This is a genomic window from Microbacterium sp. ARD32 (assembly GCF_031844385.1).
In the GTDB taxonomy this organism is placed as follows: Bacteria; Actinomycetota; Actinomycetes; order Actinomycetales; family Microbacteriaceae; genus Microbacterium.
On the sequence record NZ_JAUZVD010000001.1, the window covers coordinates 1031992 to 1058340 of the forward strand.

At 70.5% G+C, this 26349-nt stretch carries 27 protein-coding genes; 21 read left to right on the forward strand and 6 right to left on the reverse strand.

Annotated elements, in window-relative coordinates; genetic code table 11:
* Nucleotides 1-8: 8 nt before the first annotated feature.
* Both dapB and Q9R19_RS04785 read left to right on the forward strand, forming a co-directional pair.
* Nucleotides 9-755 (forward strand): 4-hydroxy-tetrahydrodipicolinate reductase, encoded by a 747-nt coding sequence (dapB, locus tag Q9R19_RS04780; RefSeq protein WP_311255190.1) that lies wholly within the window; start codon nt 9-11, stop codon nt 753-755.
* A complete protein-coding gene (locus Q9R19_RS04785; RefSeq protein ID WP_311255191.1) occupies nt 752-3904 on the forward strand; it encodes a BTAD domain-containing putative transcriptional regulator in 3153 nt (1050 codons plus the stop codon). The genes dapB and Q9R19_RS04785 overlap by 4 nt, the downstream gene beginning before the upstream one ends.
* A 60-nt stretch (nt 3905-3964) precedes the next feature.
* Here the strand turns inward: Q9R19_RS04785 and Q9R19_RS04790 are convergent, their stop codons facing one another.
* Nucleotides 3965-4795 (reverse strand): ABC transporter permease, encoded by an 831-nt coding sequence (locus tag Q9R19_RS04790; RefSeq protein WP_311255192.1) that lies wholly within the window; start codon nt 4793-4795, stop codon nt 3965-3967.
* Entirely contained in the window at nt 4792-5784 is a 993-nt protein-coding gene (locus Q9R19_RS04795; protein WP_311255193.1) for an ATP-binding cassette domain-containing protein, read from the reverse strand. The genes Q9R19_RS04790 and Q9R19_RS04795 overlap by 4 nt, the downstream gene beginning before the upstream one ends.
* A 130-nt stretch (nt 5785-5914) precedes the next feature.
* On the opposite strand from Q9R19_RS04795, the gene Q9R19_RS04800 reads away from it, so the two are divergent.
* Entirely contained in the window at nt 5915-6358 is a 444-nt protein-coding gene (locus Q9R19_RS04800) for a hypothetical protein (protein ID WP_311255194.1), read from the forward strand.
* A 26-nt stretch (nt 6359-6384) separates the two neighbouring features.
* Here Q9R19_RS04800 and Q9R19_RS04805 read toward each other — a convergent pair whose 3' ends face one another.
* The 3 genes from Q9R19_RS04805 to Q9R19_RS04815 all read right to left on the reverse strand — a co-directional run bounded on the left by Q9R19_RS04805 (nt 6385) and on the right by Q9R19_RS04815 (nt 7698).
* A complete protein-coding gene (locus tag Q9R19_RS04805; protein ID WP_311255195.1) occupies nt 6385-6810 on the reverse strand; it encodes an OsmC family peroxiredoxin in 426 nt (141 codons plus the stop codon).
* Nucleotides 6811-6898: 88 nt separating this feature from the next.
* Nucleotides 6899-7387: a DUF4395 domain-containing protein gene (locus Q9R19_RS04810; RefSeq protein ID WP_311255196.1), complete on the reverse strand. Its 489-nt coding sequence runs from the start codon at nt 7385-7387 to the stop codon at nt 6899-6901.
* Nucleotides 7384-7698, reverse strand: a complete 315-nt coding sequence (locus Q9R19_RS04815; RefSeq protein WP_311255197.1) for a thioredoxin family protein — start codon at nt 7696-7698, stop codon at nt 7384-7386. Before Q9R19_RS04815 ends, Q9R19_RS04810 begins: the two co-directional genes overlap by 4 nt.
* A 205-nt stretch (nt 7699-7903) precedes the next feature.
* On the opposite strand from Q9R19_RS04815, the gene Q9R19_RS04820 reads away from it, so the two are divergent.
* From Q9R19_RS04820 to dapF, 17 genes are all read left to right on the forward strand, one after another.
* Entirely contained in the window at nt 7904-8713 is an 810-nt protein-coding gene (locus Q9R19_RS04820; RefSeq protein WP_311255198.1) for a thymidylate synthase, read from the forward strand.
* Nucleotides 8710-9186 carry a dihydrofolate reductase gene (locus Q9R19_RS04825; protein WP_311255199.1) on the forward strand — a complete coding sequence of 159 codons (477 nt, stop codon included), beginning with the start codon at nt 8710-8712 and terminating at the stop codon, nt 9184-9186. Before Q9R19_RS04820 ends, Q9R19_RS04825 begins: the two co-directional genes overlap by 4 nt.
* Nucleotides 9186-9947, forward strand: coding sequence for an SDR family NAD(P)-dependent oxidoreductase (locus tag Q9R19_RS04830; protein ID WP_311255200.1), 762 nt, complete (start codon nt 9186-9188; stop codon nt 9945-9947). Before Q9R19_RS04825 ends, Q9R19_RS04830 begins: the two co-directional genes overlap by 1 nt.
* Nucleotides 9948-9996: 49 nt before the next feature.
* Entirely contained in the window at nt 9997-10974 is a 978-nt protein-coding gene (gene dapA, locus Q9R19_RS04835) for a 4-hydroxy-tetrahydrodipicolinate synthase (RefSeq protein ID WP_311255201.1), read from the forward strand.
* Nucleotides 10975-11038: 64 nt separating this feature from the next.
* Nucleotides 11039-12715, forward strand: a complete 1677-nt coding sequence (locus Q9R19_RS04840; protein ID WP_311255202.1) for a ribonuclease J — start codon at nt 11039-11041, stop codon at nt 12713-12715.
* Nucleotides 12716-12831: 116 nt separating this feature from the next.
* Complete coding sequence (locus tag Q9R19_RS04845) at nt 12832-15552, forward strand: DNA translocase FtsK (RefSeq protein ID WP_311255203.1); 2721 nt, start codon at nt 12832-12834, stop codon at nt 15550-15552.
* Entirely contained in the window at nt 15552-16127 is a 576-nt protein-coding gene (pgsA, locus tag Q9R19_RS04850; RefSeq protein ID WP_311255204.1) for a CDP-diacylglycerol--glycerol-3-phosphate 3-phosphatidyltransferase, read from the forward strand. The genes Q9R19_RS04845 and pgsA overlap by 1 nt, the downstream gene beginning before the upstream one ends.
* Complete coding sequence (locus Q9R19_RS04855; protein ID WP_311255205.1) at nt 16124-16606, forward strand: CinA family protein; 483 nt, start codon at nt 16124-16126, stop codon at nt 16604-16606. Before pgsA ends, Q9R19_RS04855 begins: the two co-directional genes overlap by 4 nt.
* 177 nt (nt 16607-16783) lie before the next feature.
* Nucleotides 16784-17092: a helix-turn-helix transcriptional regulator gene (locus Q9R19_RS04860; protein WP_311255206.1), complete on the forward strand. Its 309-nt coding sequence runs from the start codon at nt 16784-16786 to the stop codon at nt 17090-17092.
* Nucleotides 17093-17108: 16 nt separating this feature from the next.
* On the forward strand, nt 17109-17330 hold the full coding sequence (locus tag Q9R19_RS04865; protein ID WP_311255207.1) for a DUF3046 domain-containing protein: 222 nt from the start codon (nt 17109-17111) through the stop codon (nt 17328-17330).
* Between the two features lie 285 nt (nt 17331-17615).
* On the forward strand, nt 17616-18665 hold the full coding sequence (gene recA, locus Q9R19_RS04870) for a recombinase RecA (protein ID WP_311255208.1): 1050 nt from the start codon (nt 17616-17618) through the stop codon (nt 18663-18665).
* A 57-nt stretch (nt 18666-18722) separates the two neighbouring features.
* Nucleotides 18723-19451 carry a regulatory protein RecX gene (locus Q9R19_RS04875; RefSeq protein WP_311255209.1) on the forward strand — a complete coding sequence of 243 codons (729 nt, stop codon included), beginning with the start codon at nt 18723-18725 and terminating at the stop codon, nt 19449-19451.
* Nucleotides 19452-19539: 88 nt separating this feature from the next.
* Entirely contained in the window at nt 19540-21093 is a 1554-nt protein-coding gene (gene miaB / locus Q9R19_RS04880) for a tRNA (N6-isopentenyl adenosine(37)-C2)-methylthiotransferase MiaB (RefSeq protein WP_311255210.1), read from the forward strand.
* Between the two features lie 118 nt (nt 21094-21211).
* Complete coding sequence (miaA, locus tag Q9R19_RS04885; RefSeq protein WP_311255211.1) at nt 21212-22123, forward strand: tRNA (adenosine(37)-N6)-dimethylallyltransferase MiaA; 912 nt, start codon at nt 21212-21214, stop codon at nt 22121-22123.
* 40 nt (nt 22124-22163) lie between these two features.
* Nucleotides 22164-22721, forward strand: coding sequence for a dihydrofolate reductase family protein (locus tag Q9R19_RS04890; RefSeq protein ID WP_311255212.1), 558 nt, complete (start codon nt 22164-22166; stop codon nt 22719-22721).
* The gene (locus Q9R19_RS04895) at nt 22718-23161 is read left to right on the forward strand and encodes a GNAT family acetyltransferase (RefSeq protein ID WP_311255213.1); all 444 of its coding nucleotides are present in this window, start codon (nt 22718-22720) and stop codon (nt 23159-23161) included. Before Q9R19_RS04890 ends, Q9R19_RS04895 begins: the two co-directional genes overlap by 4 nt.
* A 35-nt stretch (nt 23162-23196) precedes the next feature.
* Nucleotides 23197-24069 carry a diaminopimelate epimerase gene (gene dapF / locus Q9R19_RS04900; protein ID WP_311255214.1) on the forward strand — a complete coding sequence of 291 codons (873 nt, stop codon included), beginning with the start codon at nt 23197-23199 and terminating at the stop codon, nt 24067-24069.
* 13 nt (nt 24070-24082) lie between these two features.
* On the opposite strand, the gene Q9R19_RS04905 is transcribed toward dapF, so the two are convergent.
* Entirely contained in the window at nt 24083-24727 is a 645-nt protein-coding gene (locus Q9R19_RS04905) for a methyltransferase (protein WP_311255215.1), read from the reverse strand.
* A gap of 105 nt (nt 24728-24832) precedes the next feature.
* Between Q9R19_RS04905 and hflX the strand changes: the two genes are divergently transcribed.
* Nucleotides 24833-26347, forward strand: coding sequence for a GTPase HflX (gene hflX / locus Q9R19_RS04910; protein WP_311255216.1), 1515 nt, complete (start codon nt 24833-24835; stop codon nt 26345-26347).
* The last annotated feature ends 2 nt before the right edge of the window (nt 26348-26349 follow it).

The window sequence follows — 26349 nt, forward strand, 5'->3', positions numbered from 1 at the left end:
CTGGAGGCATGACCACTCAAGTCGCCCTCGTGGGGGGCAGGGGCAACCTCGGACGCATCATCCACGCGGTGATCGACGACCTCGACGGGTTCGAGGTGCGCACCGTCCTCGGCTCCGACAGCGACCTGGGCGAGCTCGCCGGCGCCGACCTGATTGTGGACGCCTCCACCCCGGCCGTGAGCATCGAGGTGGTCAGGGCGGCGCTGGAGCTGGGCGTCAACGTGCTGGTCGGGACCTCCGGCTGGTCGCAGGAGCGCATCTCGCTGGTGCGGCCGCTCCAGTCTTCGGCGCGCACCGGTGTGGTCTTCATCCCGAACTTCTCACTCGGCTCCGCGCTCGGCTCCGCGCTGGCGGCGGCTGCGGCACCGTTCTTCGAGTTCGCCGAGGTCGTCGAGGCGCATCGCGACACCAAGATCGACTCGCCCAGCGGAACCGCCGTGCGCACAGCCGAGCTGATGGCCGACGCGCGCGACGCACAGGGGCCGTTCCGCGCCCCGCACGCGGATCAGCGCGCACGGGGCGAGCAGGTCTCCGGCATCCCGGTGCACTCGCTGCGCCGTCCCGGCGTCGTCGCGCGCCAGGAGGCGGTGCTGTCGGGTCCCGGTGAGACGCTGACGATCGTGCACGACACGATCGACTCCGCGGCGGCGTACACGCCCGGCATCCGCCTGGCGCTGCCCTTCGCCCGCGACAGCAGCGACCTGGTCGTCGGCCTCGAGAACATCGTCGACATCGGGATCCGGCCACGGGGATGACCGTCCGCGTCGGGGTGCTCGGCCCCGTGCAGATCGCGGGCGGGGACGCCGGGGGCGCCGCGACGCGCGCGCTGCTGGCCGCGCTCGCGCTGGCGGCGGGCAGCTCGAGGTCGGGCACCGCGCTCGCCGACGATCTGTGGGGTGACAGCCCGCCGCGCAACCCGCGTGCCGCGCTGCAGACGGTGGTGTCGCGCACGCGGGCGCTCGGCGGCGCCGACCTGATCCAGAGCGTTCCCGGTGGCTACGCTCTGGCACCCGCGGAGACCGACCTGTCCAGGGCGCGACGGCTGCTCACCGCCGCCGGCACCGGTCCGGCCGCCGAGCGCCTCGAGGCCGCCGAAGCCGCCCTGGCCCTGTGGCGCGGCGAACCCGGCGCCGATCTCGGTGACGCACCCGTCGCCGCTGAGCTCTCCCACGAGGCGGCGGTCCTCGCGGAGCGGCTGCGACTGCTGCGCGCCCGAGCGCTGGGCGCGATGGGCAGGACGACGCAGGCCGTGGCGGAGTTGGAGACGATGACCGATGCGCATCCGCTGGACGAGGGCCTGCAGCTCGAGCTCCTGACCGCGCTGCAGGCCGATGGGAGGGCCACCGAGGCGATCGCCCGCTATGCCGGCTTCGCCGATCGGCTGCGCGAGGATCTCGGCGCATCGCCCGGCCGGGCCCTGCGTGAGCTGAACGCGCGGTTGCTGCGCGCGCAGGAGCCAGGGCCCCGGGTGCGCGTGGGCATGCGCGCCGCACCGAATCCGCTGATCGGCAGGGAGGGCGACCTCAGTGCGATCGTCGAGATGCTGGCGCGCGGGCGCCTGGTGACGATCCTCGGCGTGGGCGGGCTGGGCAAGACGCGCGTGGCGTACGAGGTCGCGAACGCCTCGGATGAGGAGTCGGTCATCGTCATCCCGCTCGCGGCGGTGCGCGACGACGCTGACGTGGAATCCGCGATCGCCACCGCGCTCGGCGTGGGGGAGAGTGCCGCCGGTACGGGATTCGCCGACACGCTGAGCCGGCCCGACCTGCGGTCGCGCATCATGTCCGCGCTGGGCGAGCGTGCGACTCTGCTCGTGCTGGACAACTGCGAGCAGGTGGTGCAGGGCGTCGCGATGTGGGTCGCCGACGCGCTCGCGCACGTCGCGGGCCTGCGTATCCTCGCCACCAGCCGCACCCCGCTCGCGATCGGTGCCGAGCGCGTGTATCCGCTGCGGTCGCTGGATGCCGAGGGCGACGCGTCCGCCGTGCGCCTGTTCGTCGAGCGAGCGCGCGCCGTGCGACCGGGGGCCGAGCTGGACGCCGAGGTCGTCGCGCGGCTGTGCGCGCACCTGGACGGCCTGCCGCTGGCGATCGAGCTGGCCGCCGCCCGCGTGCGCACCATGACGCCGGAGCAGATCGAGGAGCGCCTGCAGAACCGATTCGCGCTGCTGACCACGGGAGAACGGACGGCGCCTGCGCGGCACCGCACGCTCGAAGCCGTCATCGAATGGAGCTGGGACCTGCTCGACGCGGAGGCCAGGCAGGCGCTCAGTGCGCTCTCGGTGCTCCCGGGCGGGTTCTCCGCGCGCACGGCCGCCGAGGTGCTGGAGCGCGACGATGCCGACGACATCATCGACGCCCTGGTGGCGCAGTCGCTGCTGGTGGTCGTCGACGACGCGGAGTCCGGCATCCGATTCCGGATGCTGGAGACTGTGCGGGAGTTCGGCCTGGCCCGGCTCGTGCGGGACGGCCGCGATCGGACTGCGTGGGATGCGGCGCTGCGCTGGGCGCGGTCGTTCCACGGCCGGCCGGGCTCGACGATGGTCGGGCGGTTCGCGCCGATGGACGTGGCGCTGTTCTCCCGCATCCGCTCCGAGCACGAGAATCTCGTCGTCGTGCTGCGCCGCGCGCTCGAGCAGGGCAGCCCGAGGGACGTGCTGGAGATCGCGGGAGTGCTGGTACAGTCGTGGGTCATCCGCGGTGCGGTCGGCGAGCTGACCGGATTCTCCTCCGCGATCCTGGGCGCGCTCGGCCGGCTGCGGTCCGATGCCGCGGATCCGGATGACCTGGCGCAGGTGCTGCTGCCCTGTGGCATCGTCTCCCTCGTAGCCGACGATCCCCAGCGCGCGCTGCGGGCGGTGGCGAGGGTGCGTCTGCTGCGCCGCCGCGCCGGCGCGGGGATGTCGCCCCAGTGGCGGGCGGTCGCCGAACTGCTCGAGGGGGTGCGCGCGCTGCCGCTGCTCCCCGGGATCATCCAGCGCCTGCGCGACGACGACGATACGGGCGTGCGCCTGATCGGCGAGCTCGCGCTGTCGCACCTCGCCGAGAACGAGGGCGAGACCGGGGAGGCGCTGGCGGCCTCCCGCCGCGCGTGGGAGCTCGGCGAACGACGGGGTGATCTCTGGTTCGCGACGCTGGCGGCCAGCAGCGCGGCCGACCTCGGCGGGCAGACCGGCGACCCCGCCGAGACGCTGGACTGGCTCCAGCGTGCGCGCGGCGGCCTCGAGGCCTTCGGAGCGAAGGAGTCGCTGCGCCAGCAGAGCTGGACCCGGGGCAGCGCTCTGCTCATGCTCGGCCGGCCCGAAGAGGCCGAGCCGCACTTCGGCCACATGGTCCACGGCGGGGAGCGCACGCAGGAGGGCGTCGAGCACGCCTCGCTGGGGTGGCTCGGCCTGGCCGAGATCGCACGACTGCGGGCGGAGCCCGGCGAGGCCGCGGCCCGCTATCGTCGCGCGCTGTCGCTGTTCGCCGAGCACGATCAGCGGGCATCGCCGTGGTACCTGCTCACGGTGTCGGCGCTGGTCGCCGCGGTGTCGGCGGACCGGGCGGTGGACGAGGATGCCGCGCAGTGGGCGGAGCGCCTGCGCGTGCGCTTCCTCGCCGTGCGACGGCTGCGGCCGGTGTTCGTCGACAAGCCCATCCTCGGTGTGGTGCTCACCGGCTGGTCCGCCTGGGCGCTGACCGAGCCGTCGGCGCGCGAGGCCGGGCTGCAGGCGCTGGTGCTGGGAGAGGCGATGGGGGCGCGGCAGGACGTGCCGAGCCTGCGCATCGCCGACCTCCTCCACCGGGCCGAGGCGGTGCTGGGCTCGGGCGCCGTCGCGTCGGCTCGTGCGGCGGCGTCGGCGCTGCGGATGCCGGAGCGCACAGCCGCGGGACTCGAGATCCTCTCCGGGCAGCCGCGCTGAGCGGACCCACCGCGAGATCCCCGGTCACCGTGACGGTGCCGGGGATCCGGGTGGCGGGCCTCAGGCCCTGCGCATGTAGGCGCGCACCGTGAGCGGGGCGAAGACGATCACGATGATCGCCGCGCCCAGCAGCGAGATCCAGACGTCGCCGGTGAGGGCGCCGTTGTTGGCCAGTTCGCGCACCGCGGTGACGAGGTGCGAGATCGGGTTCGCATTCGCGAACCAGCGCAGCCAGTCCGGCAGCGTGTCCACGGGCACGTACGCGTTGGAGAGGAACGTGAGGGGGAACAGCACCAGCATGGAGATGCCCTGCACGCTGCCCGCGGTGCGCGCGATCACGCCGAAGAACGCGAAGATCCAGCTGATGGCCCAGGAGCAGGCGATCACCAGCAGCCCGGCCAGCGCGACGCTGCCGATCCCGCCCGCCGGGTGATAGCCGATCACGTAGCCCATCACGAAGGTGAGCGTGGTGGCGATCGCGTAGCGGATGGTGTCGGCCAGCAGTGCCCCGGACAGCGGCGAGATGCGCGCGATCGGCAGCGAGCGGAAGCGGTCGAACACGCCCTTGTCCATGTCCTCGCGCAGCTGCGTGCCGGTCACCACTGAGGTGGTGATCACGGTCTGCACGAGGATGCCGGGGATCAGCAGCGGCAGATAGCTCTCGACGTTCCCCGCGATCGCGCCGCCGAACAGGTAGGCGAACATCAGGGTGAAGATGATCGGCTGAACCGTCACGTCCACGAGCTGCTCCGGGGTGCGCCGGATCTTGACGATGCCGCGGTACGCCATGGTCAGCGTGTTGCGGATGGTCTGCTCGAGGGGGGTGCGGTTGCTCAGTCGGCGTTCTGCGGGCGGCACGATCTGCGTGCGGCCGGGTGCGACGGCGGTCATGCGGGAACCTCCTCGGCGGGCTGATCGGCGGTGCGGTCGGCGGTGTCGTGACCGGTGATCGTGAGGAAGACCTCGTCGAGCGTGGGCTTCTGAACGCTCAGCTCGGAGAGGTGGATGCCGGCCTCGCGCAGCGTGATCAGCAGCTCGGTGATCCGGTCGGCGTCGCTCATCGGAGCGGTGATGCGGGATGCCTCGGGCGAGAGGACCGCGTGCGCCCCCAGCACGCGCTCGATGGCGGTGACGGCGTCGGCGGTGTCGGCCGCATCGGTCACGCGCAGCTGCAGCGAGGAGGTGCCGATGGATGCCTTCAGCTCATCGGAGGTGCCCTCGGCGACCACGCGTCCGCGGTCGATGACCGCGATCCGGTCGGCCAGCTGGTCGGCCTCGTCGAGGTACTGCGTGGTCAGCAGCACGGTCGACCCGCTCGCGACGAGCTCGCGGATCGTGTCCCACATCTGCCCGCGTGTGCGCGGATCCAGCCCCGTGGTCGGCTCGTCCAGGAAGATCAGCGGGGGCTGGGCGATGAGGGATGCTGCCAGGTCGAGCCGACGGCGCATCCCGCCGGAGAACTTCTTCAGCGGGCGGCGGGCGGCGTCGGTCAGCCCGAAGCGCTCCAGCAGCTCCGCCGACTTGGCCCTCGCCGCCGTGCGGGACAGGCCCAGCAGGCGGGAGAAGATGATGAGGTTCTCGGTCGCGGAGAGCGTCTCGTCCACCGAGGCGAACTGGCCGGTCACGCCGATCAGCTGGCGCACGATGTTCGGCTCGCGGACGACGTCGTGGCCGAACACGCGGCCGATGCCGCCGTCCGGTCGCAGCAGCGTCGCGAGCATGTTGATCGTGGTCGTCTTGCCCGCGCCGTTCGGGCCGAGCACGCCGTAGACGGTGCCGGCCCGCACCTGCAGGTCGACGCCGTCGACCGCGCGGTTCGCGCCGAACACCTTCACGAGCCCCTCGGCCTCGACGGCCAGGTCTGTGGTGGAAATCGTCATGCGTCGAGCATCCGGCAACGCGCTGTCACGGCGCTGTCGGCGGGCTGTCGGCCAATGTCGGCCACTATCCGGCGCTGTTCGGCGGGGCTCGCGAGCCGGGGCCGCGCGGCGTTCGATCTAGGATCGGAGGATGAGCTCGCGCATCGGCGTCGTCATCATGGGCGCCGCACTTCTGCTGTACGTCGTCGTGGCAGCCTGGTTCGCCGTGCTCATGTTCGCCACCGCCACGCCCCTGTCGATCTCCTTCGGCGCGGCCCTGATCGTGATCGCGGCCATCGCAGGCTGGGCGCTGGTGCGCGAGTTGCAGTTCGGCTTATCCGCCGATCGGCTGGGGCGCATCCTGGACGGCGAGGGCGGCATGCCTGAGGCGCCCGCGCAGCTCACCCCCTCGGGACGGCTGCGCAGCGCCGACGCGGATGCGATGATCGCGCAGCACGCGGACGCGGCCGAGCACGCTCCCGACGACTGGCGTGCACGTTACCGTCTCGGCGTCGTGCAGGACGCGGCCGGTCGCCGCAAGGACGCCAGGGCCAGCATCCGCGAGGCCATCCGCCTCGCCCGCATCCGGCCCTGACCTCCGTCCGTCGGCGCGCCCCGGGTTCAGGCCAGGCTGGCCTCGAGCGTGATCTCGATGCCGGCGAGCGCCTGCGAGACCGGGCATCCGGACTTCGCGCCCTCGGCGATCTCCTGGAACTTCTCCGGCGACAGGCCCGGAACCGAGGCGTTGACGTTCAGGTGGCTGCCGGTGATGCCGGTGCCGGGCTTGAAGGTGACGGATGCCGAGGTGTTGACGCGCTCGGGCGGCGTGCCGTTCTCGGCGAGCGCGTGCGAGAGCGCCATGCTGAAGCACGAAGCGTGCGCGGCCGCGATCATCTCCTCGGGCGTGGTCGTGGTGTCCGATCCCTCGCTGCGCGCCTTCCAGTCCAGGGGGAAGGTGCCGAGGTTCGAGGTCGAGAACGCGACGGTGCCCGAGCCCTCCATCAGTGATCCGGTCCAGGTGGCGGCGGCTTCGCTGGTGATGGCCATGGTTCCTCCAGAGGTCGCAGTGTCGCGGGCGCGGATTCGCGTCGTGTCCGCCAGCCTACCCACGCGGACCGGCCTCCGGTACCGGTGCTCAGACCGGCGTCGCGGCGCGGCCGACCAGGCCCGCGCGCTGCAGCAGCAGGTACAGCTGGCAGCCCAGGCAGAACGCGAACGCGGCGTTCAGGAAAGCGGCGATGAACGCCAGGGCGGTCGCGATGGGAAGCGCCAGCGGGACCCCTGCCACGTGCAGGATCAGACCGACGCCGACCACGAACAGTCCGACGCCTTGCGCGAAGCGCGGCGGGCGGGGATCCTCGAGCTCGGCAGGCGGGCTCAGGCGCGGTCGCACCGCGCTGCGGTACAGCACACCCCACGGCGCGGTGGCCGGCGAGAGCACGCCCCACAGGAACAGCGCCGCGATGACCGCGGTGAGCCAGAACGCCGCACCGAGTCCGGGCGCACCGAGCTCGACCAGTCCGAGCAGGGTCGCGACCACCAGCAGCACCGAGGTGATGGCCGCGCCGAAACGCGGGCCACGCGGATCGATGCCCGAGGCGCGGGTGGGAGCGGGCTGGGTCATGATGCCTCCTGGAGTCGGGACAGCTCGGTCAGCACTGCCTCCACGTCGGCGCGACGCGGCGCTCCGGTGAAGCGGGCGACGAGCGCCGCATCCGGGCTGATCACGAACGTCGTCGGGGTGCTCAGCACGCGGTGACGTGCGGCGAGGTCGGGCCGGTGAGTGAGGTCGACGTCGACATGGTCCACGCCGGGGTGCGCGGATGCGATGCCCTGCAGCAGCCGGCGCACCTGCGGGCAGCGCGCGCAGGTCTCGGTGCTGAACTGCACCAGCGCGACGCGTCCGCCGGCGACGCCGAGGTCGGCCAGATCCACCGCATCCGCTCCGCCGCGGCGACGGCCGTCGCGCGCGCCAGATCGCTCCGATGGCGCCGGCGACCCCGATCAGCGCGACGAGCGCGATCAGGGCGAAGGACAGGGGCATGCGCCCACGATAGGTCCGCCGGCCCGGCAGCGGCGCGGATGTGACGGAGCGTGACGCTCCACCCTCTGCGGTCGCCGCACCGGTATCGTTGCTCGCATGAGCGCAGCCGTTCCCACGCCGTACGAAGACCTGCTCCGCGACGTGCTCGAGCACGGCACTCACAAGGACGATCGCACGGGCACCGGGACCACCAGCGTCTTCGGCCGCCAGCTGCGCTTCGATCTCTCGGCCGGATTCCCCCTGATCACCACCAAGCGGGTGCACTTCAAGTCGATCGCCTACGAGCTGCTGTGGTTCCTGCGCGGCGACTCGAACGTGCGCTGGCTGCAGGAGCACGGCGTGACGATCTGGGACGAGTGGGCGGATGCCGACGGCGACCTCGGCCCGGTGTACGGCGTGCAGTGGCGCTCCTGGCCCGCACCCGGCGGCGGCAGCATCGATCAGCTCTCGCAGGTGCTCGAGCAGATCAGGGCGACCCCGGACTCCCGTCGGCTGATCGTGTCGGCGTGGAACCCGGCCGACATCCCCGACATGGCTCTCGCGCCGTGCCACGCGCTGTTCCAGTTCTACGTGGCCGACGGGCGCCTGTCCTGCCAGCTCTACCAGCGCAGCGCCGACCTGTTCCTGGGCGTGCCTTTCAACATCGCCTCCTATGCGCTGCTGACGCTGATGGTCGCGCAGCAGACCGGACTGGAGCCGGGCGACTTCGTGTGGACCGGGGGCGACTGCCACATCTACGACAACCATCTGGAGCAGGTGCGCGAGCAGCTGACCCGCGAGCCGTACCCGTACCCGCGGCTGCGCTTCGCCCGGACGCCGGAGTCGATCCTCGACTACCGCTACGACGACTTCGTCGTGGAGGACTACCGGCACCATCCCGCGATCCGCGCGGCGGTCGCCGTATGAGCTGGGCGGGCCTCATCTGGGCTGAGGCCGCAGGGGGCGTGATCGGCGCGGCCGGCGGGATGCCGTGGCACGTGCCCGAGGACCTCGCGCACTTCAAGCAGGTCACGCTCGGCGATCCCGTGATCATGGGGCGGCGCACGTGGGAGTCGTTGCCCGAGCGGTTCCGTCCGCTGCCGGGGCGGGAGAACATCGTCGTGACGCGGCAGCAGGACTGGGCCGCCGACGGCGTCCGACGGGCCGGCGACCTCGACGAGGCGGTGCGCGGACTCGAGCGCATGTGGATCATCGGCGGTGCGGAGATCTTCCGCCAGGTGATCGGCCAGGCCGATCGCCTCGAGATCACCGAGCTCGACCTGACCGTCGACGGCGATGCGTTCGCCCCCTCGCGCGAGGGCTGGCGCCTGGTGGACGAGGGGGAGTGGCAGCGATCGCGCACCGGCATCCGCTATCGGTTCCTGGGATACGAGCGCTGATGCCCACCGCACTGATCACCGGAGCCAGCGCGGGTCTGGGCGCCGAGTTCGCGCGCCAGCTCGCCGCGAAGGGCGCGGATCTCGTGCTCGTCGCGCGGGGATCGGATGCCCTGGAGCAGCTCGCCGCGACGCTGCGAGCCGAGCGGGGTGTGGCCGTCGAGGTGCTCACCGCCGACCTCTCCGTCGAGGCGGACGTGCGCCGCGTCGCGGAGCGCATCGCCGAGCCCGGGCATCCGATCGACCTGCTCGTCAACAGCGCCGGCTTCGGCCTGCCGCTGCGCTTCGCGGACAACGACATCGACGACGAGGTCCGTCACCTGCGCGTGCATGTGGAGGCCGCGATGCGGTTGATGCACGCGGCCATCCGCTCGATGCGCGGTCGCGGCGGCCGGATCGTCAACGTGGCGTCCGTCGCCGGGTTCATCTCCCGCTCGACCTACTCCGCGTGCAAGTCGTGGCTGATCGGCTTCAGCCGCTGGGCGAACGCCGAGTACTCCCGCGACGGCATCAGCGTCACCGCCGTGTGCCCCGGCTTCACGCACACGAGCTTCCACGAGCGGATGGGGCTCGCGCCCGGCCAGGAGGGCGTTCCGGCGGTGGGATGGCTCGACGCGGCGGTGGTCGTGCGGGAGGGACTCCGGGATGCCGCGCGCGGCAGGGCCGTGTCGATCCCCTCGCTGCGCTACAAGGCGGTCGTCGCCCTGACGCGCGTGCTGCCGAGCGCGCTCACCGCGCGGCTGGCGCGTCGCGGCCGGGTGTGACCCTGCATCGGAGCGCGTCACCGAGGACTCGACGCGATACCCTGAGTGCATGACGCACACCGACAATCCCTTCGGGCAGGTTCTCGTCGCGCTGGTCACCCCCATGACCGCCGACGGCGAAGTGGATTGGCCCGCTGTCGAGAAGCACATGGACCGCGTCATCGCCGACGGTGCCGACGGCATCGTCGTCACCGGAACCACGGGCGAGACCTCGACCCTGACCGACGACGAGAAGCTGCGGCTGGTCGAGGTCGGCAAGGACGTCTCCGCCGGTCGGGCGAAGATCATCACCGGCGGGGGCTCGAACGAGACCGCGCACGCCATCGAGCTCTACAAGGCGAGCGAGAAGGCCGGTGCCGACGGCATCATGATCGTCACGCCCTACTACAACAAGCCCACCCAGGCCGGGATCCTCACGCACTTCCGCCTGGTCGCCGACGCCACCGACCTGCCGGTCATCCTCTACGACATCCCCGGCCGCACCGGAGTCCCGATCAGGTACGAGACGATCCTGCGGCTGGCCAAGCATCCCAACATCCTCGCGGTGAAGGACGCCAAGGGCGATTTCTCCGAGGTGAGCCGCGTGCTCAACCAGACCGATCTGATGTACTTCTCCGGCGATGACACCAACGTGCTGCCGCACCTCTCGATCGGCGCGACGGGTCTGGTCGGGGTCACCGCAAACATCACCTCGGCCCCGTACCGGGCCATCATCGACGCCGTCAACCGCGGCGACCTGAAGACCGCGACCGCCGAGCACCGGCGCCTCGAGCCGCTGGTGCGCGCGGTCATGACCCACGTGCCGGGCACGGTCTCGGCCAAGTACATCCTGCACGGGCTCGGTCGCATCGGCAGCCCCCGAGTGCGCCTGCCGCTGGTGGGGCCGGAAGAGTGGGAGGCCGCGATCATCGAGGACGAGCTGGCGCTGGTCCACGATGTGCCCGGCGCCGATTTCTCGGATTTCCGGCCCGACCGCAACGCCGCCGCCGGCGGTGCCCTGCCCAAGGTGCACGGCACGACGCGCTGACATCCCGGGCGCGTGGAGCGCCCGGACACGAACGGACACCCCGTGTCCGACAGAGGAGACGCTCATGTCCATCCCCATCTCCGCCCCCGAACCCCTCGAGGCGAGTACGCTCCGCGTGACGCCGCTCGGCGGGCTCGGCGAGGTCGGCCGCAACATGACGACGTTCGAGTTCGGCGGCAAGATCCTCGTCGTCGACTGCGGCGTGCTCTTCCCCGAGGAGCACCAGCCCGGCGTCGACCTGATCCTGCCGGACTTCGAGCCCATCAGGGATCGCCTCGACGACATCGTCGGCGTGGTGCTCACCCACGGCCACGAGGACCACATCGGCGCTGTGCCGTACCTGCTCCGTCTGAAGCAGGACATCCCGCTGATCGGCTCCGGCCTGACCCTCGCGCTCGTCGAGGCGAAGCTCAAGGAGCATCGCATCAAGCCGTACACGCTCACGGTGACGGAGGGGCAGCGGGAGAGCGTCGGCCCGTTCGACCTCGAGTTCATCGCGGTCAACCACTCCATCCCCGACGCGCTGGCCGTCGCGATCCGCACCCCCGCGGGGCTGGCCCTGGCCACCGGCGACTTCAAGATGGACCAGCTGCCGCTGGACGGCCGCATCACCGACCTGCGCGCGTTCGCGCGACTGGGCGAGGAGGGCGTGGACCTCTTCCTCGTCGACTCGACCAATGCCGACGTGCCGGGATTCACGCCCACGGAGCGCTCGATCGGCCCCGTGCTGGATCAGGTGATCGGCAAGGCTCCGCGCCGGGTGATCGTGGCCAGCTTCTCCAGCCACGTCCACCGCGTGCAGCAGGTCATCGACGCGGCGCACGCGCACGGCCGGCGCGTCGCCTTCCTGGGGCGCAGCATGGTCCGCAACATGACCATCGCCGAGCAGCTGGGCTATCTGCACGTCCCGGAGAACGTGCTGATCGACTACAAGAAGGCCCGCGACCTGCCGGACGACCGGATCGTGTACATGTCCACCGGCTCGCAGGGCGAGCCCATGGCGGTGCTGAGCCGGATGGCGAACCTCGATCACGCGATCGAGCCCGGCGAGGGGGACACCGTCATCCTGGCGTCGAGCCTGATCCCCGGCAATGAGAACGCCGTGTACCGGGTGATCGACGGGCTCACCAAGCTGGGGGCGAACGTCGTGCACAAGGCCAACGCCAAGGTGCACGTGTCCGGACACGCCGCGGCCGGCGAGCTGCTGTACTGCTACAACATCCTCAAGCCGAGGAACGTGCTGCCCGTGCACGGGGAGTACCGGCACCTGATGGCGAACGCGCGGCTCGCGCAGGACACGGGCGTCGCCGAAGAGAGCACGATCATCGGTTCCAACGGCACGGTGGTCGATCTGAAGGACGGCAAGGCGACCGTCGCCGGCCAGCTGGACATCGGCTTCGTGTACGTGGACGGCTCGACCGTCGGTGGCATCACGGATGCCGATCTGAAGGACCGCCGCATCCTCGGCGAGGAGGGCTTCGTGTCGATCATCGTCGTGGTCGACTCGGCGACGGGGCGGATCATCTCCGGGCCGGAGATCCACGCCCGCGGCGTCGCGGAGGACGACAGGGTCTTCGACGATGTGGCCCCCAAGATCGTCGCCGCACTGCAGGAGGCTGCCGGCAACGGCGTGCGCGACAACCACGCGCTCTCCCAGATCGTCCGCCGCACGATCGGTCGCTGGGTCAACCAGAAGCTGCGCCGGCGGCCGATGATCGTTCCGCTCGTGATCGAGGCCTGACCCCGGGTTCCGACGTCGCGCGGGCGGGGTCGGAACCGGGCCCACGAAGCGTCCTGATCCCGCGGAAAGCCGCGTCACTGCGGCCGGATGTCGCCGCCGGGCCGTACCGTTGAAGCATGCCTAGGAGCAGCACGAAGTCTGAGCGCGCGTCCGCGACCCCCGCGTCGCGGTCCAAGCGGCAGACGCCAGCGCGCGGCGGGGCGAAGGCCGCGCCGGCGCCGAAGAAGTACGTGGGCGAGGCCGATCGGCCCGCACTCGGCGTCCGGATGTGGCTCGGGCTGGCGCACGGCGTCGGCGGCCTGTTCCGCGCCTTCGGACCCGAGTCGCTGGAGAAGGACGATCGGCGCGACGGATTCCCCTTCCTGCTGGTGCTGCTGGCAGTCATCGGTGCGATCAACGAATGGTTCTTCATCGGCAACCAGATCGCCGTCAACCTGAGCGCGTTCTCGGTCGGACTCCTGGTGGGCCGCGTCGCTTTCGTGATGCCGCTCCTGCTCCTGCTGCTGGCGGGATGGCTCTTCCGGCACCCGTCCTCCGTGCACGACAACGGACGCATCGGCATCGGATTCGGCATCTTCATCATCACGATGGCCGGCTTCTGCCATCTCGCGGGCAGCCGCCCCAACCCGAGCGACGGTCCGCTGCAGCTGAGCGCCTCCGGCGGGGTGCTCGGTTGGCTGCTCGGTCAGCCGCTCAGCTACCTGACCGATGTGCCGGCGTACGTCGTGCTGGGCGCTCTCGCAGCGCTCAGCATCCTGATCCTGACCAAGACGCCGCCGAACCGCATCGGCGAGCGTCTGGGAGACCTGTACGCCTGGATGTTCGGGGCCGAACGCCCGCTGCGCGCGTCGGCGGTCGATGAGGCGCCCCGCGACGAGGACGATGGCAAGGACGAGCTGCCCTGGTGGCGCCGCAACAAGTCCGGTCGCGAGGAGGACCCCGACGACGGCGTGGATTCCCAGGCGATCACCGCCCTGTTCGACGAGCCCGCCGGCGACGGCGCCTACGAGCAGGCCGTCGTGGTCGACCCGGCCTCTCCCGACGCCGCCACCGAGGTGATCTCCGACATCAGCGCGCTGACCGGCACGCTCGGCGAGCAGAACGCCACAGCCCTGCTCGACGACGAGGGCTCCACCGGGGAGCTCCCCGGCCTGGACGGCTTCGGCACCGCGGGTCCCGGGGGGAGCGGGCCGCAGCCGCCGGCTGCCCCTTATGTGCTGCCCTCGCCGAGCATCCTGAAGGCGGGGCCCCCGCCGGTGACGCGCTCGGATGCCACCGACCAGACCATCGCGCAGATCACCAGCGTGCTGGAGCAGTTCAAGGTCGACGCCAAGGTGACGGGGTTCTCGCGCGGTCCGACGGTGACCCAGTACGAGATCGAGGTGGGGCTCGGCGTCAAGGTCGAGAAGATCACCCAGCTGAGCAACAACTTCGCCTACGCCGTGGCGTCGAACGACGTGCGCATCCTGTCGCCGATCCCCGGCAAGAGCGCCATCGGCATCGAGATCCCGAACGTCGACAAGGAGACAGTGGCGCTCGGAGACGTGCTGCGCTCACCGGCGGCGCAGAAGAGCACGCATCCGCTGACCATCGGCGTCGGCAAGGACGTCGGCGGCAAGATCGTCGTCGCGAATCTCGCCAAGATGCCGCACCTGCTGGTGGCCGGTTCCACCGGCTCGGGCAAGTCCAGCTTCGTGAACTCCATGATCACGAGCCTGCTCATGCGCGCGCGCCCGGCCGACGTGCGGATGGTGCTGATCGACCCCAAGCGCGTGGAGCTCACCAGCTATGCGGGCGTGCCGCACCTGATCACGCCCATCATCACGAACCCGAAGAAGGCGGCCGAGGCGCTGCAGTGGGTCGTGAAGGAGATGGACATGCGGTACGACGACCTGGCGTCGTTCGGCTTCCGGCACATCGACGACTTCAACCGCGCCGTGCGCGCGGGCGAGGTGGAGGTGCCCGCCGGCAGCGAGCGGGTGCTCAAGCCGTACCCGTACCTGCTGGTCGTGGTCGACGAGCTCGCCGACCTGATGATGGTCGCTCCGCGCGACGTGGAGGATTCCATCGTGCGCATCACCCAGCTCGCGCGCGCCTCGGGCATCCATCTGGTGCTGGCGACCCAGCGACCCAGCGTCGACGTCGTCACCGGCCTGATCAAGGCCAATGTGCCGTCGCGTCTCGCCTTCGCGGTGACCAGCGTCACGGACAGCCGCGTCATCCTCGATGCGCCAGGCGCGGACAAGCTGATCGGCCAGGGCGACGCGCTGTTCTCGCCGATGGGCTCCTCCAAGCCCTTCCGTCTGCAGGGCGCCTGGGTCGATGAGGCCGAGATCGCGACGGTCGTCAAGCACGTCACGCAGCAGGCTCGTCCCGAGTACCGCCCGGACGTGCAGGAGGCGGCGGCGAAGAAGAAGGAGGTCGACGAGGACATCGGCGACGACCTCGAGCTGCTGCTGGCTGCGGCGGAGCTGATCGTGTCCTCGCAGTTCGGCTCGACCTCGATGCTGCAGCGCAAGCTGCGCGTCGGCTTCGCCAAGGCCGGTCGCCTGATGGATCTGCTCGAGTCGCGTGAGATCGTCGGGCCCTCCGAGGGGTCCAAGGCACGGGATGTGCTCGTCACCAACGAGCAGCTGCCCGCCGTGCTGGCGCGCCTGCGCGGGGATGACGCGCCGGCGTCATCCGCTCCCGCGGAGTCCGCGGGAGCGGCGTTCGCTCCGGACCCTGCTGACGGATACGGACCGGATCCGGTAGAGGCGCAGTTCCGCGACCTCCCCGTCGTCGAGAGCGAGGACGACGGCGATGAGGATGCCTGGGGACTGACGGGCCGCGACTGATGGGGATCCCCAGGCAGCTGCCCAACGCCATCACCGTCGCGCGCATCCCGCTCGCGGTCGTCTTCTTCGTGCTGCTGCTGATCGGCGGCGCGGCCGGTGCCGACTCCCTCGCGCTGCGCTGGGTGGCAGGAGCGCTGTTCGTGCTGGCCATCTGCACGGATTGGGTGGACGGCTATCTCGCCCGCAGGTATGACATCGTCAGCGACTTCGGCAAACTCTGGGATCCGATCGCCGACAAGCTGCTCACCGGCGCCGGCTTCCTGGGACTCGCGATCCTGGGCGAGGTGCCGTGGTGGATCGTGATCGTCATCCTGATCCGCGAGTGGGGAATCACCGTGCACCGGTTCACCATCGTGCACGAGCAGGTCGTGGCCGCCGCGTGGATGGGCAAGGTCAAGACGGTCGTGCAGGCCGTCGCGCTCGGCTGGGCGCTGCTGCCGCTGCACGTGCTCGTCGGAATGCCGGTGTGGACGGTCACCACGATCGTGCTGATGGTCGCCGCGCTCGTGCTGACGGTGGCCAGCGGCATCGACTACGTCGTCGCGCAGGTGCGCGGGCGGGCGAGCGCGCCGTGACCGCCGCCGAGCGGCTGGTCGCCGTGCTGCGGCGCCGCGGCTGGACACTGGGAGTCGCCGAATCGCTGACCGGGGGAGCGGTGACATCCGAGATCGTGTCGGTGCCCGGCGCGTCCGTCGTGCTCCGCGGCGCCGTCGTCGCCTACGCGACGCCTCTCAAGCACACCCTGCTCGGCGTGGACGGCGCCCTCCTGGCCGCGCACGGAGCCGTGCACCCGGAGGTGGCGAGCCAGATGGCGGTCGGCGTGCGCAGCGCAGTCGCCGCGGATGGCCGTGCGGCGGATGTCGGGATCGCCACCACGGGCATCGCGGGACCCGACTCGCCGGACGGGCAGCCCGTGGGCACCGTTCATGTCGCGGTGGCGACGCCCGGCGGCGTGCGCGTCGGCTCGTACGTCTTCACCGGATCCCGCGGCGAGATCCGGACGCAGGCGAGGGATGCCGCGATCGGACTCGCGATCGAAGCCGTGCGGGAATAGCGCCGGCGACCGCCCGGTTGTCCTTCACGTGCTCAGCATCCGAGACGCGTCATCGACAGCGAGATCCCTCACAACAGAACCACAGCGAGAAACAGTAGATTCGACCCCGTCCGATCGGGTTAGACTGGCGGTCCGCTCGGGCGAGGCCCCGGGGGGAGCAGCGGAGAGGAGGTTCCGATGATCCTTGTCAGACAGGAGATCGGCGATGTGCTGCGGGACTTCCGCCTGCAGAAGGGGCGCACCCTCCGACAGGTGGCGAGCAAGGCATCCGTCGCACTCGGCTACCTGAGTGAGGTGGAGCGCGGCCAGAAGGAGGCCTCCAGCGAGATCCTCGCCTCCGTGGCCGACGCACTGGACATCCCCATCTCGACCATCATGCGCGAGGTGGGCGACCGGATCTCGGTGCTCGAGGGTCTGGGCGGCTTCCCGGATGTCGTACCGGACGACCTGGTCGCCTCGGTCGAGCCCGAGCTGTCGCTGCGCTGACCGGAGCGCTGCACCGATGAGACGCAGCGAGCTCCTTCGCGCCGTCGACGACGAGTTCGGCGGACGGGCCACGGCGCTGACGCACGACCTGGTGCTCGGTGCGCTCGGACGCACCGCGCTGGAGGCGCTGGATGCCGGCGTGCCGCCGCGCGAGATCTGGCTGGCGCTGTGCGACGAGACCGAAGTGCCCGCTCAGCGTCGCTACGGGGTGGGTCAGCTGGAGCCGCGCCGTCGCTGACGACGCGACGGCCGCATTGCCGGCTCTCGGCGTCGCCGATCGAATCTGCGCGTGCGCGGTACGGCGTGTCATCGAAGATGTGTTCGAGATGCGCGTAGTGTTCTGCACAAGTGGTCCTGATGCGAAATCCATCCACAGAACGTGGCCTTCCCGACCGAATGTCGGTGGCCGCCTCTAGCGTGATGGACGTGGCACCAGCCCACACGCCTTGTCGCAGAGTCGATCCAGCCGGAGAGGCCGCGACAGCCTACAGGCGGCAGCATTCGAGACACTGAGGAGCACGTCATGCCATCCACCGACGACCGCGAGAAGGCCCTGGATTCCGCACTCGCGCACATCGAGCGTCAGTTCGGCAAGGGATCGATCATGCGACTGGGCAGCGACGAGCGCGCCCCCGTCGAGGTCATCTCCACCGGATCGATCGCCCTGGATTCCGCCCTCGGCATCGGAGGACTGCCGCGCGGGCGCATCATCGAGATCTACGGACCCGAGTCCTCCGGTAAGACCACTCTCACGCTGCACGCCATCGCGAACGCACAGCGGGCGGGCGGCATCGCCGCCTTCATCGATGCGGAGCACGCGCTCGACCCCGAGTACGCCCGCAAGCTCGGCGTCGACATCGACCAGCTGCTGGTGTCGCAGCCCGACACCGGTGAGCAGGCGCTCGAGATCGCCGACATGCTGATCCGATCCGGTGCGATCGATCTCGTCGTCATCGACTCCGTCGCGGCCCTCGTGCCCGAGGCCGAGATCAAGGGCGAGATGGGCGATTCGCACGTCGGCCTGCAGGCCCGGCTGATGTCGCAGGCGCTGCGAAAGCTGACCGGTGGCCTGAACCAGACCAAGACCACCGCCATCTTCATCAACCAGCTGCGTGAGAAGATCGGCGTCTTCTTCGGCTCGCCGGAGACCACCGCCGGCGGCAAGGCGCTGAAGTTCTACGCCTCGGTGCGCCTGGACATCCGTCGCATCGAGACCCTCAAGGACGGTACCGACGCAGTGGGAAACCGCACCCGCGTCAAGGTCGTCAAGAACAAGATGGCGCCGCCCTTCAAGCAGGCGGAGTTCGACATCCTGTACGGGGTGGGGATCTCGCGCGAGGGCAGCCTGATCGACTTCGGCGTCGAGCACGGCATCGTCAAGAAGTCCGGCTCGTGGTACACCTACGACGGCGACCAGCTCGGGCAGGGCAAGGAGAACGCGCGCAACTTCCTGATCAAGAACGACGATATCGCCGTCGCGATCGAGACTCAGATCAAGCAGAAGCTGGGCATCGGCGTGCAGGCGGCTCCCGAGGCTCCTGCTGACGAGCTCGCCGAGCGTCGTCCGGCCTGATGCTTCGACGTCGCTCGACAACCGCGTTTCGACGTCGCTCGACAACCGGGGTGAGCCATGTCTGATCACGGGGGCGAGGAGCACCTCGCCCCCGTGATCCCGCTCTTCGGTGCCCGCCGCGATGGGTCGCAGCCGCATCCGCAGCACGACCGTGCGGCGGACGGGCCACCGCGCACGGGCGAGGAGGAGCTGTGGCGCCCCGCACTGGCGGACGGGCCGCGACGCACCTTCCCGGTTCCCGCCGAGGAGGCGGCGAACCCGTCTGACGGGGAGCAAGCGGATGCTGAGGAGGTCGTCCGGCATGCCGAGGAGGTGCTGGTGCGAAGGCTGCGCGGCAAGCAGCTCTCCGTGGCGGAAGCGCGATCGGTGCTGCGCGACAACGACGTCGATCGGGATGCCGCCGAGCAGATCATCGATGAGTTCCAGCACCGCGGCTACCTGGATGACGACACGCTGGCGCGGCTGCTGGTGACCTCCGGCGTGGAACGCAGGGGCCAGGGGCGGGTCGCCCTCTCCCGGGTGCTGTCGCAGCGCGGCATCCCGCGGGAGATCATCGCGGACGCGCTCGCGGAGCTTCCCGACGACGACGCCGAGCGCGCACTCGAGTACGCCCGCGGCAAGGCATCCGGCATGAGCCGCCTGGAGCCGGACACCGCGCTGCGACGTCTGCTCGGACAGCTCGCCCGGCGTGGCTACGGCGGCTCGGTCGCGATGAACGCCGCGCGCACCGCCCTGCGCGAAGCCGGCAGCGGTCCTGGCGGAGTGCGCTTCGTCGACTCGGACTGACGCCGACGCGGTCCGGCGTCCGGTTCGCCGGCCGCCGGTACCGGCGGAGAGCCCCGGCCCGGGCGACGGATCGTAGAATGGCAGGATCATGTCTCTTCTCTCCTCCGAACCGACGATGATCGCGCCCTCCGCAGCGGCGATCGATGCCGACGGACGTCGACGCTCCTACGAGGTGCGCACCTTCGGCTGCCAGATGAACGTGCACGACTCGGAGCGGCTCTCCGGCTCGCTGGAGAGCGCCGGCTATGTGCCCGCCGGTGACGGCGAGGACGCCGACATCGTCATCATCAACACCTGCGCCGTCCGTGACAACGCCGCGGGCAAGCTGTACGGCACGCTGGGCCACCTGAAGTCCCGAAAGGACAAGCACGAGGGCATGCAGATCGCCGTCGGCGGCTGCCTGGCGCAGATGGACCAGCAGGCGGTGCTCGACAAGGCGCCCTGGGTGGACGTGGTCTTCGGCACGCACAACATGGGCTCGCTGCCCGGGCTGCTGGAACGCGCGCGGCACAACGGCGAAGCCGAACTCGAGATCCTGGAATCGCTCGAGGTGTTCCCCTCGACGCTGCCCACCAAGCGCGACTCCGCGCACAGCGGCTGGGTCTCCATCTCCGTCGGCTGCAACAACACCTGCACGTTCTGCATCGTCCCCAGCCTGCGCGGCAAGGAGAAAGACCGTCGACCCGGCGACATCCTGAACGAGATCCGCCTGCTCGTCGAGGACGGCGCGATCGAGGTCACGCTGCTCGGTCAGAACGTCAACTCCTACGGCGTCGAGTTCGGCGACCGTCAGGCGTTCAGCAAGCTGCTGCGGGCCGCAGGCGAGATCGAGGGACTCGAGCGCATCCGGTTCACCAGTCCGCATCCGGCCGCCTTCACCGACGACGTGATCGCCGCGATGGCCGAGACGCCCAGCGTCATGCCCCAGCTGCACATGCCGCTGCAGTCCGGCAGCGACCGCATCCTCAAGGCCATGCGCCGTTCGTACCGCAGCTCGAAGTATCTGGGCATCCTCGACCGCGTGCGCGAGCGCATCCCGCACGCGGCCATCACGACCGACATCATCGTCGGTTTCCCCGGCGAGACCGACGAGGACTTCGAGGACACCATGCGCGTCGTCGAGCAGTCCCGCTTCTCCGGAGCGTTCACCTTCCAGTACTCCATCCGCGAGGGCACGCCCGCCGCGACGATGGAGGACCAGGTGCCCAAGGAGGTCGTGCAGCAGCGCTACGACCGCCTGATCGCCCTGCAGGAGCGCATCTCACTCGAGGAGAACCAGAAGCAGGTCGGCCGCGAGGTCGAGGTGCTGGTGTCTGTCGGTGAGGGCAAGAAGGACGCCGAGACCCACCGCCTGACGGGGCGCGCCGAGGACAACCGTCTGGTGCACTTCGAGGTCACGCCCGGCTCGGACTTGCCCCGTCCGGGTGACGTGGTGACGGTCACGATCACCCACGGCGCACCGTTCCACCTGCTCGCTGACGATCCGACCGGAGCTCCGCTGCGCATCCGGCGCACCCGCGGCGGCGACGCCTGGGATCGTGCGCAGGCCGCGAGCTGCGGCGTGCCCGCTCCCGCCGGACAGGCGGCGGGAGCACCGCGCGCCGTCTCCCTCGGACTTCCGACCCTGCGCGTCGGGGTGTGACCGGCATCCTCTCGTCGCGTTCGCTCGCAGATCCGCACACGTCCGCAGGCCTCGAGCCCGTCGCCTGCGGAGTCGTGCAGAACTGCGGAGTCGCGCGGCGTCCTGAGGGAGGATCAGAATGACCGCGCGGATCTGGGCGGTCGTGGGCGCCACGGGGACGGGGAAGAGCGAACTCGCCCTCCAGCTCGCCGAGGCCCTGCGCGCGCGCGGCAACCCGGCGGAGATCGTCAACGCGGATGCCATGCAGCTGTATCGCGGCATGGACATCGGCACGGCCAAGCTCTCGCCTCCGGAGCGCCGCGGCATCCCGCATCACCTGTTCGATGTCCGCGAGGTGACAGAGGAGGCCGCGGTCGCCTGGTATCAGCCGCTCGCCCGCGCGGCGATCCAGGCGATCCATGAGCGCCGTGGCGACGCGATCCTCGTCGGCGGCTCCGGACTGTACGTATCGAGCGTCGTCTTCGATTTCCGCTTCCCGCCGAGAGACGAAGCAGTGCGTGCGCGACTCGAGGCCGAGCTCGACGAGAGCGGAGCGGGCGTGCTGTTCGCGCGACTGCAGCAGCAGGACCCCGTGACGGCGCAGCGGATCGACCCGAAGAACGGCCGTCGCATCGTGCGGGCACTCGAGGTGCTCGAGCAGGGCGGGGCGACGCACGGCGCCGCTCTCCCCGAGAAGCCGGAGCTGTGGCATCCGGAGACGCGCATCCTGGGCATGCACACGGAACGCGAGACCCTCGTCGAGCGACTCGACCGACGCGTCGAGCGGATGTGGGCCGACGGAATGCTCGACGAGGTCGCGGCGCTCCGGCGAGCCGGCCTGGAGCGGGGCGTCACCGCCTCCCGCGCCATCGGCTACGCGCAGGCTCTCGCCCAGCTGCGCGGCGACATCACGGAGCAGCAGGCCATCGCGGAGACCCAGGCGCTCACGCGTCGATACGCCCGACGCCAGGTGTCGTGGTTCAAGCGCTATCCGCGGATCGAGTGGCTCGACGCCGGCACAGCGGACCCGGCGGGGCTCATCGACGCCTGACGGCATTGTGAGTGTCGGTGGCCCCCGTCACGATGGAGTGATGACCACTCATTACTACACCGCCTCCAGCCTGGACGGGTTCATCGCCACCGCCGACCATTCACTGGACTGGCTCCTGCGACAGGACATCGACGAGGACGGCCCGATGGCGTACTCGGGGTTCCGCGAAGGTCTCGGCGCGATGGCGATGGGTGCGCACACCTATGAGTGGATCATGCGGCACGACGAGGGCGGCTGGAGCTACACGCTGCCGACCTGGGTGTTCACGCACCGCGCGCTCGATGTGCCGGACGGCGTCGACATCCGGCTCACGCAGGAGGATGTCCGCGCGGTGCATGGCGAGATGGTGGCGGCCGCCGGCGACAAGGACATCTGGATCGTCGGAGGGGGAGAGCTGGTCGGCCGGTTCGCGGATGCCGGGCTGATCGACGAGGTGTGGATCCAGTACGCGCCGGTCACGCTCGGCGCAGGGGCTCCCGTGCTCCCTCGCGCCCTCGATCTCGAGCTGATCGACGTGGCGCGCAACCGGAACTTCCTGTGCGGTCGGTACCGTGTGACAGGTACCCTCGACGACGCGCAGGACGGAGCACAGGCATGACCGTGGAGATCAGGACCTTCGACCCCGCCGAGACCGACGACGTCGTCGCGCTGTGGGAGGAGGCGGGCCTCACACGCCCGTGGAACCACCCGCGTGCCGACATCGAGCGGATGCGGGCGGTCTGGCCCGACCTGCTCATCGTCGCCGTCGACGGCGACCGGATCGTAGGAACCGTGATGGCCGGATACGACGGGCACCGGGGATGGATCTACTACCTGGCCAGCGCCGCCGACCGGCGCGGTGAGGGCATCGGACGCATGCTGGTGGGAGAGGCCGAGCGCCGGCTGCTCGCCCTCGGCTGCCCGAAGGTTCAGCTTATGGTGCGGCCGGGCAACGAGATCGTCTTCGCGTTCTACGATCAGGTCGGCTACGAGCGTTTCGATGTCGGCATGACGGGCAAGCGGCTGATCGTCGACACCCCGACCGGGGCCTCCGCCTGAGCGCCGGCATGTGCGCCGCTCTCTAGACTGTTCGCATGGTCGCATTCACCAAGGGACACGGCACCGGCAACGACTTCGTCATCATCGAGGACGTCGACGGCGCCCTGGAGCTGACACCGAGCCAGGTGCAGGCGCTCTGCGACCGGAACTTCGGCATCGGCGCGGACGGCGTGCTCCGTGTGGTGCGGTCGTCGGCGATCTCCGACGGCGCTGCCGCGCTGGCCGAGGAACCTGCGGCCGAGTGGTTCATGGACTACCGCAACGCCGACGGCTCGATCGCCGAGATGTGCGGCAACGGCATCCGCGTCTTCGCCCACTACCTGCTCCGCTCCGGTCTGGCCGAGCTCGAGCCGGGCTCGACGCTGCCGATCGGCACGCGCGCCGGTGTGCGCGACGTGATGCGCTCCGAGAACGGCTATCAGGTCGACCTGGGCCGCTGGCGGCTGGCCGGCGGCGAGCCCCTGGCACGCGCTGCGGGACTGTCCGTCGCGCGGCCCGGCCTCGGCATCGATGTCGGCAATCCGCACGTCGTGGTCGCACTGGCATCCGACGAGGAGCTCGAGGGACTCGACCTCAACCCGACACCGGTGCTGGAGCCCGCCCCGCCGGCAGGAGCCAACGTCGAATTCGTCGTGCCCGGGGAACCTCTCGTGCGGGATGGGATCGGTCAGGTGCGGATGCGTGTGCACGAGCGCGGCGTCGGCGAGACCCTCAGCTGCGGCACGGGCGTCGCGGCCACCGCACTGGCGGTCCGGCACTGGGCGGGCGAGCGCGCGCCGCACCAGTGGCGGGTGGAGGTGCCCGGCGGCACACTGGGCGTGCGGATGTTCCCCGCCGAGGACGGCGAGCACGTCGCGCTCTCGGGTCCGGCGCAGCTGGTGTACCGCGGCGAGATCGACCTGGTCTGAGCGAGGGCGCCGGTCACTCCCCGACGGCGATCGGAGCCGTCGGCGGCGCGCCGTGCCGGCGCACCTTGAGCACCCGGTAGCCCTTCCCGGTGGCGGCGCGGTGCACGCTGTAACCGGGGGTGAACGTCGCCGTCATCCAGCGCTGCAGGGAATCCGAGCCCAGGTTGCGCTGCACGACCATCCATGCGTCGCTGTGCTCGTCCAGACGCGGGATCCAGTGCTCCAGCATCTCGTGCAGGATGCCCTTGCCGACACGGATCGGCGGGTTCGAGCGGATCGTGCGGAACAGCACGTCATCGGGAACATCGTCGGGCGTCACGGCGTTGACATTGGTGAGGCCCAGGGACTCGGCGTTGCGCCGGGTCAGATCGAGCGCCCGCTCGTTGACGTCGACGGCCCACACGGTCGCGTGAGGGGCGGCCAGGGCCATCGTGAGCGTGATCGGCCCCCAGCCGCAGCCGAGGTCGAGGAAGTCGCCCCCGGGCGGCAGGGGAGGCATGTTGGCGAACAGCACGGCCGTCCCCGCATCCAGGCGATCGGGGCTGAAGACGCCACCCGCAGTGGTGAGGTCGAGTTCCCGTCCCGCGAGGGTGACATGGATGGTGCGCAGGTTCTCTGCACTTGCCGGGGCCGCGCTGAAGTAATGGTCGGACGGCATGGAGTGAGCGTACCGGATGGCGGGGGCTAAGGTTAAGGCGCTCTGAGTGGTTGTGGCCCTGTGAGCCCCAGCACCCATGCGCACGCAGGAGAAGAAAAGGATCGGATGACGAAGAGCAACGACGAGAGCACTCAGACGGATGCGCTGGATCGCGTGCTGTCGCACGCGGAGCCGCGAACCGAGGCGAGAGTGTTCGGCGCCGCTCAAGCACTGCAGAACGAGGCCACGGCCGCGCACGGCGCCGCCGACGGCGAGCAGTGGGACCTCGAGGATCGGCACGCGCTGCGTCGTGTGGCCGGCCTGTCCACCGAACTCGAAGACGTCACGGAGGTCGAGTACCGCCAGCTGCGCCTGGAGAACGTGGTGCTCGTCGGCGTGTACCCGCAGGGCGCTCAGGACGACGCCGAGAACTCTCTCCGCGAGCTCGCCGCCCTCGCGGAGACTGCTGGAGCCGCCGTGCTCGACGGATTGCTGCAGCGCCGCCCGCATCCGGATCCCGCCACCTACCTCGGCCGAGGCAAGGCGCAGGAGCTGAAGGACATCGTGGCGGCCGTCGGCGCCGACACCGTGATCGCCGACACCGAGCTCGCCGCCAGCCAGCGCCGCGCGCTGGAGGACGTCGTGAAGGTCAAGGTCATCGACCGCACCACGGTCATCCTCGACATCTTCAGCCAGCACGCCAAGAGCCGTGAGGGCAAGGCGCAGGTCGAGCTCGCACAGCTCGAGTACCTGCTCCCTCGTCTGCGCGGCTGGGGCGAGTCGATGAGCCGCCAGGCCGGTGGCCAGGTCGGCGCCGGGGGAGCGGGCATGGGCTCGCGCGGTCCCGGTGAGACCAAAATTGAGCTGGATCGCCGCCGCATCCGCACTCGTATGGCGCAGCTGCGCAAGCAGATCCGTGAGTTCGCGCCGGCGCGCGACGCCAAGCGCGCCGAGCGCAAGCGCAACACGATTCCGTCGGTCGCGATCGCCGGGTACACGAACGCCGGCAAGTCGAGTCTGCTGAACGCGCTCACCAGCGCCGGCGTCCTGGTCGAGAACGCCCTGTTCGCGACGCTGGATGCCACCGTGCGCCGCTCGGAGACGCAGGACGGCCGGGTGTACACCCTCACCGACACGGTCGGCTTCGTGCGCAATCTGCCGCATCAGCTGGTGGAGGCCTTCCGCTCCACGCTCGAGGAGGTCGGTCAGGCCGACCTGATCGTGCACGTGGTCGACGGGTCGCACCCCGATCCGTCCGCGCAGCTGCAGACCGTGCGCGATGTCATGGGGGACGTGGGCGGCCGCGACATCCCCGAGGTCGTCGTGTTCAACAAGGCCGACCTGATCGACGAGGACGAGCGGCTGGTGCTGCGCGGCCTGGCGCCGGATGCGCACTTCGTCTCCTCCCGCACCGGTGAGGGCATCGACGAGCTGCGGGCGACGATCGAGCGGATGCTGCCGATGCCGGCCGTCGAGGTGCACGCGTTGGTGCCCTACGACCGTGGTGACCTCGTCTCGGCGGTGCACGAGAGCGGCGTGCTGCTGGCGTCAGAGCACGAGGAGGGCGGCACGGCGATCCACGCACACGTCTCTGAGCGCCTGGCGGCGGAGCTCGCGCCGTTCACCACCGGCGAGCGCTGAGG